The sequence below is a fragment of the Mesorhizobium sp. M7A.F.Ca.MR.362.00.0.0 genome, from assembly GCF_004023175.1.
Classification (GTDB): domain Bacteria; phylum Pseudomonadota; class Alphaproteobacteria; order Rhizobiales; family Rhizobiaceae; genus Mesorhizobium.
In genome coordinates this window covers 6114-11509 of sequence record NZ_RZTF01000204.1, presented here as the reverse complement: position 1 = coordinate 11509, position 5396 = coordinate 6114, and the positions used below count along the sequence as shown (strand labels likewise).

General features: G+C 62.5%; 7 protein-coding genes. 3 read left to right on the top strand and 4 right to left on the bottom strand.

Features of this window, described 5'->3' with window-relative positions:
* The 3 genes from EOC06_RS22585 to EOC06_RS22575 form a co-directional block, all read right to left on the bottom strand.
* The coding region (locus EOC06_RS22585; protein WP_164898692.1) for a xanthine dehydrogenase family protein molybdopterin-binding subunit at positions 1–1764 on the bottom strand (1764 nt) is incomplete at its 3' end.
* 3 nt (positions 1765–1767) lie between these two features.
* Positions 1768–2790, bottom strand: coding sequence for a xanthine dehydrogenase family protein subunit M (locus EOC06_RS22580; RefSeq protein ID WP_128308829.1), 1023 nt, complete (start codon positions 2788–2790; stop codon positions 1768–1770).
* A gap of 1 nt (position 2791) precedes the next feature.
* Positions 2792–3409 carry a (2Fe-2S)-binding protein gene (locus tag EOC06_RS22575; RefSeq protein WP_127322071.1) on the bottom strand — a complete coding sequence of 206 codons (618 nt, stop codon included), beginning with the start codon at positions 3407–3409 and terminating at the stop codon, positions 2792–2794.
* Positions 3410–3574: 165 nt separating this feature from the next.
* Between EOC06_RS22575 and EOC06_RS22570 the strand changes: the two genes are divergently transcribed.
* The 3 genes from EOC06_RS22570 to EOC06_RS22560 all read left to right on the top strand — a co-directional run bounded on the left by EOC06_RS22570 (position 3575) and on the right by EOC06_RS22560 (position 4714).
* Entirely contained in the window at positions 3575–3745 is a 171-nt protein-coding gene (locus tag EOC06_RS22570; protein WP_127322072.1) for a hypothetical protein, read from the top strand.
* 171 nt (positions 3746–3916) lie between these two features.
* On the top strand, positions 3917–4234 hold the full coding sequence (locus EOC06_RS22565; RefSeq protein WP_128308828.1) for a plasmid stabilization protein: 318 nt from the start codon (positions 3917–3919) through the stop codon (positions 4232–4234).
* A 36-nt stretch (positions 4235–4270) separates the two neighbouring features.
* Complete coding sequence (locus EOC06_RS22560; RefSeq protein ID WP_128308827.1) at positions 4271–4714, top strand: PPC domain-containing DNA-binding protein; 444 nt, start codon at positions 4271–4273, stop codon at positions 4712–4714.
* A gap of 22 nt (positions 4715–4736) precedes the next feature.
* On the opposite strand, the gene EOC06_RS43180 is transcribed toward EOC06_RS22560, so the two are convergent.
* On the bottom strand, positions 4737–5396 hold a 660-nt coding region (locus EOC06_RS43180), incomplete at its 5' end, for a DUF763 domain-containing protein (protein WP_245469913.1).

Here is a 5396-nt window from a genome sequence, read left to right as displayed (position 1 = left end):
CTTCGGCGCAAACTCGGCATATTCTTCGATGGCGCCGACCTGCATGGCCTTGAAGACATCGGCCAGCTTGGCGGACTTGCCGGTCTCGGTGACGACCTCTTCGTCCTTCAAATCCAGCTTCGCATTGGCCGAACCTGCCAGCGGAGCCCCCTTGCCCGCAGCGGCGGCAAATAGCTTTTCGCGTATCGCATCGCAGGCTTTCATGATCGCCGAGCAGACACTGGCGGTCGAGATCGATCCGCCCGACACGGGAGCCGGCGGCAAGGCACTGTCGCCCATCTCGACGCTGATCTTGTCCATGCCAACCCCCAGCCTTTCGGCCGCCATCTGGCCGGCGATGGTGCGAACGCCGGTGCCGATTTCATGCGAGCCGCACTGGACCCGAACCTCGCCATCGGCGGTGAGACGAACCCGGGCCGCGCAGGGCGCGGCGGCAGTCGGATAGATTGCCGTCGCACAGCCCATCCCGACCAGCCAATCGCCGTCGCGCATCGAGCCGACCCTGGGATCGCGCTTCGACCAGCCAAAGGCCTCGGACGCCTGGTCGTAGCACTTGATGAGTGAGCGGCTGGAAAATGGCTTGCCTCCGATCGGCTCCTTCTCCGGTTCATTGACGCGACGAAACTCGATAGGATCCATGCCGAGGGCCACGGCCATTTCGTCCATGGCGTTTTCCAGTGCGTAGACATAAGGCGTCTCCGGCGGCGATCGCATGTAGCCAGGCGTGTTGCGGTCGGCATGAACCAGCGAAACATGCGTCAGAACGGAGCCGTAATTGTACATGCGCGCGGTGGCGGACGTGCCGCCGACGACATAAGGGTCAGGGCGTGACGTCACCTCCCAGGCCTCATGTCCGAACGCCGTGATGCGGCCGTCCTTGCCGGCGCCCATGCGGATCCGATGCCGCGTTTCGGCTCGATAGGTCTGCGTACCGAAGGCTTGCATGCGATTGACGACGCAGCGAACCGGCCGGCCTATGCGCCGCGCCGCGACGGCAACGATCGCAGTGCGTGCCGTCATCGGCCCCTTGGAGCCGAAGGCGCCGCCAATATAGGGACTGACGATCCGCACATTGGCCGGATCGAGCTTCAGTTGGCGTGCCAGTTCCACCTTCCAGCCCGTAACATTCTGGCTGGGCTCGTGGATCGTCAACTGGTCGCCCTGCCATATGGCCGTGGTCGAAAACAGCTCGATCGGATTATGATGTTGGGTCGGCGTCGAATATTTTTCGTCGATCTTCACCGTCGCATCCGCCCAAGCGGCGTCGAAGTCACCGGCCTTCGCATCCTCCTTGAACATCGGGCTTTTGCCGGCAGCCGGTTCCACCTTCACGCCCTTGGAATCAAAGCTGGCGCTGGGCCGTTCGTCCTCGTAGTCGGCGCGGATCAACATCGCTGCCTCCTCCGCCGCCTCGAAGGTTTCGGCGACCACCAGAGCAATGATCTGACCATCGTGAAAAACCGTCTTGTCGTGCAAAGGCCCAATCGAACTTGCGCCGGTGTTGCCGAATTTCGGCATGTCGGTCTTGTCCAGATCGCCATAGGTGACGATGTCCAGCACACCGGGTACGGCCCTGGCGTCTTTCGTGTGAAGTTCGGAAACCTTGCCCCGCGCAATGCTGCTGGTGGCAAGGGCACCGTGGGCGACGTTGGCGGTGACGATGTCGGCGGGATAGCCGGCCTGTCCGGTAACTTTTAGCCGGGCGTCAATGCGAACAACGGGATCGCCCTGGTTTTCCCTTGGAGCGGGTGCAGCTTGGTTCATGGCTCAGCCCTTCATATCCCGGGTTTCGAGCAGCGCCCGCACCAGCGTGCGCTTGCCGAGCGGTATCTTGAATGCGTTATACTCGCGCGGTCTGGCATCGGCGAAAGCAGCCTCTGCGGCCTCCTGCGCCGTGGCTTCGTCAAGCACTTTGCCCTGTAGCGCGTCCTCTGCTTCGCGCGCACGCCACGGCACCGTCGCCAGTCCGCCGAGCGCAATGCGCGCACTCCTTACCGTCTCGCCATCCATGTCGAGCGCGACAGCCGCGGACGCCAGCGCAAACGCGTAGGACTCGCGATCGCGTATCTTCAGATAGCGCGACCGGCTGCTCCACTGTGCGAGCGGCACTTCGATGGCGGTAATAAGCTCGTCGGCGGCCAGATCCGTCTCGATGTCGGGCGTCTCGCCCGGCCGTCTATGCAGTTTGGCAAAAGTGAGCGTGCGCCTTCCCCGCGAACCTTCGACATCGACGGTGGCGTCCAGCGCAACCAGCGCCTGCGCGAAATCACCATGATACGTGGCAATGCAGGCATCGCTCGTACCCAGCACGGCATGCTGGCGATTGGACCCTTCCATCGCAGCGCAGCCGGAGCCCGGTTCGCGCTTGTTGCACGGCCAAGATATCTCTCGAAAATACTCGCAGCGCGTACGTTGCAGCACATTGCCGCCCAGGCTCGCCATGTTGCGAAGCTGACCGCTGGCAGCGAATTTCAGGCTGTCGGCGAGGACCGGGCAACGGCGCCTGACATCATTGTTGTCGGCTGCTTCACCCATACGGACCAGCGCACCAAACCGGATCTTATCATCGTCTATCCTGATCTGCCGCAAGGCCGGCTCGGCAAGAGTGTTGAGGTCGAGCAGTCGCTCCGGCCGCGCGACACCGAGCTTCATGTAGTCGGCCAGATTGGTGCCGCCGGCGATGAACTGCGTGTCGGCACCGGTTGGCGGAACATGCACGGTATCGGGACGGGACGCCATGGCGATTGCCGCGGAGACGCTGGTTGGTCTTTCATATACGAATGGGCGCATCCTAAGCCCTCCTGGTCTCGTCGCGTGCCTGGACGATCGCGGCAACGATGTTGGGATAGGCCGCGCAGCGACATAGATTGCCGCTCATATATTCGCGAATATCGTCTTCCGACCCAGCATGGCCTTCGTTGATGCAACCGATGGCGGACATGATCTGACCCGGTGTGCAATAGCCGCATTGGAAGGCATCGTGGTCGACGAAGGCCTTCTGGACCGGATGCAATTCCCCTTCCGCCGAAGCCAGGCCTTCCACCGTTGTGATCTCTCGGCCCTGGTTCATAACGGCAAAGCTCAGGCAGGACAGTACCCGCTTTCCGTCGATCAGCACCGTGCAGGCACCACACTGACCGTGATCGCAACCTTTCTTGGTGCCGGTCAGGCCGACATGGTCGCGCAGCGCGTCAAGCAGGCTAGTTCGATTGTCGAGCGCGAGGTTGTAGGTCTGCTTGTTGATACGCATCGAAACCGCCGACAAATCGCGCGGTTCGGCCGGTTTTGCGGACGCGGGCTGGGCAGCTCTCGTCGGGGAATTTACAAGCGGCATCACCGCCGCCGCCGAAACAGAGGCCGTCATGAACATGCGTCTGCTCAGGCCACTGGAAATCTTGGCATCGGACATGGCTGGCTCCGGGCTGGCTGGGTCTCAAGCGGCCCAAACCACTCGCGGAGGGCAAAGTTCCCTCCTCACGAGCCTGTGATCCTTTTTTCTGTCGGCGGGATCGACGCAATCGGAACCTCCCCGGTCAAGCGATGGTTGTGTGCCAACAGCGGGAAGGAGGCGATCATGAGCGATAGTCGGCATGGCAAGGACGGTGACAATGGACCCGTATTCTCTGCGGAGCAGGCGAGACAAGGCGAGATCATCCTGCGAACGCGCACGCGTCGGGTCGTCTTCATAGCCGGCTTGGTCGGCGTCGTGATCCTGGCCCTCGTCGTGAGGTTGGCAATCGGCTGAACCAATCCCCCTCGCCTTGGTGCTGCACTCTCCCCGGCCCGAAAGGCGCTAGCTTGCGCGGCGCGGCGGTGTTTGGCCATGCATCGCGATGCGCCATTGGCTACGCAAACTTCTGTTGGAACCAGCGCGTCGAGTCGACATTCAGCCCTTATTCAACAGGAGGAACAGGCCATGCCACGAGGCGAGAAATCGAAATACACTGACAAGCAGGAGAGCAAAGCCGACCACATTGCCGAAGGCTATGAGAAGCGCGGGGTTTCCGACAAGGAGGCAGAGCGGCGCGCATGGGCTACCGTCAACAAGGACGATGGCGGCGGCAAGAAGGAAGGCGGTTCCGGCCGTGGCAAACACACGGGCCATCCAGCGGCGCACAAAGGCGGCAAAAGCGGCGGCAAGGCATCGGCATCACGGTCTGCCGCAAGCCGATCGGAATCGGCAAGGAAAGCTGCGGCGACCCGCAAGCGCAATGCGGAACACCGCGCACATTGATATGAGGCCGGCACTGAATGCGGCGGGAGCACAGGGATGAAATCGCAGCTCGTCAATGAGATCGGCGGACAACGGACATTCGTCGTGGTGCTCGACCCAGGCGAAGAAGCGTTCGCGGCACTGACCGCCTTCGCGGTCGAGCAGAAGATCGGCAGCGCCTCCTTGACCGCCATAGGGGCTTTCGAAAAAGCCACGGTGGGCTGGTTTGATCCGGCCTCGAAGACCTACCGCAAAATCCCTGTCGACGAACAGTGCGAGGTTCTGAGCGCGATCGGCGATGTCGCACTGGGTGACGACGATAAGCCCAGCCTGCACGTCCATGCGGTGCTTGGATTGAGCGACGGCACCACTCGGGGTGGACATCTGCTTGACGGCATCGTTCGGCCAACGCTCGAAATCACCCTGGTGGAAGCACCCGGTCATCTGCGTCGCAGCAAGCGTCCGGAGCTCGGTGTCGCACTCATCGATCTTGACGATTGATCTCCAGCCCCTCCACCCGTGCTCACGCTTTCTCGTTCCGCTCAGCTGATGCTGTGTCCGGCGCAGCTTCCCAGCCAAACACGCTGCGCCCGCCAAGCAGATGCGACTGGTCGAATTCTCCCGCGACAATTTCCTTCAGGCTGGGGCCGGTCACGTATCGCTCGACTTGCCGTGACTGATCGTCGAGCCGCTTCAAGGCACCGATTTCTTCATCGCGACCGAGCTTTGCCTTCTGCACGGCCGATTTCAGAACCCCGATCGTCTCGTCATAGACCTTCAGCGGTACCGGAAATGGATGCCTGTCCTTGCCGCCATGCGCCAGCGAGAAGCGGCCGGGATCGGAAAAACGGCAAGGCGCGCCATGCACCACCTCGGCAACGAGGGCCAGAGCGCGCACCGTGCGCGCGCCGACGCCGGGGACCAGAAGGAGCTCGGCGAAATCGGTGGGACCGCGGTCCGCGGCGGCTGCGATATTGCCGTGAAGACGATGCATGACGACATCGCTTTCGCGAACGTCATGATGGGCCGGCATGACCAAATGCGGCAGCAGCGGCTGCTCCGGTTCCCGCCGACGCGTCGGCTCCGCGCAACGCTCCAATGCTGCAAACTCGCCCAGGATGCGATCGGGTCCGAGGTCTTGCAAAAGGTTCAGTTGCCCTTGGCGCGACGCGTCGGCGGGAAC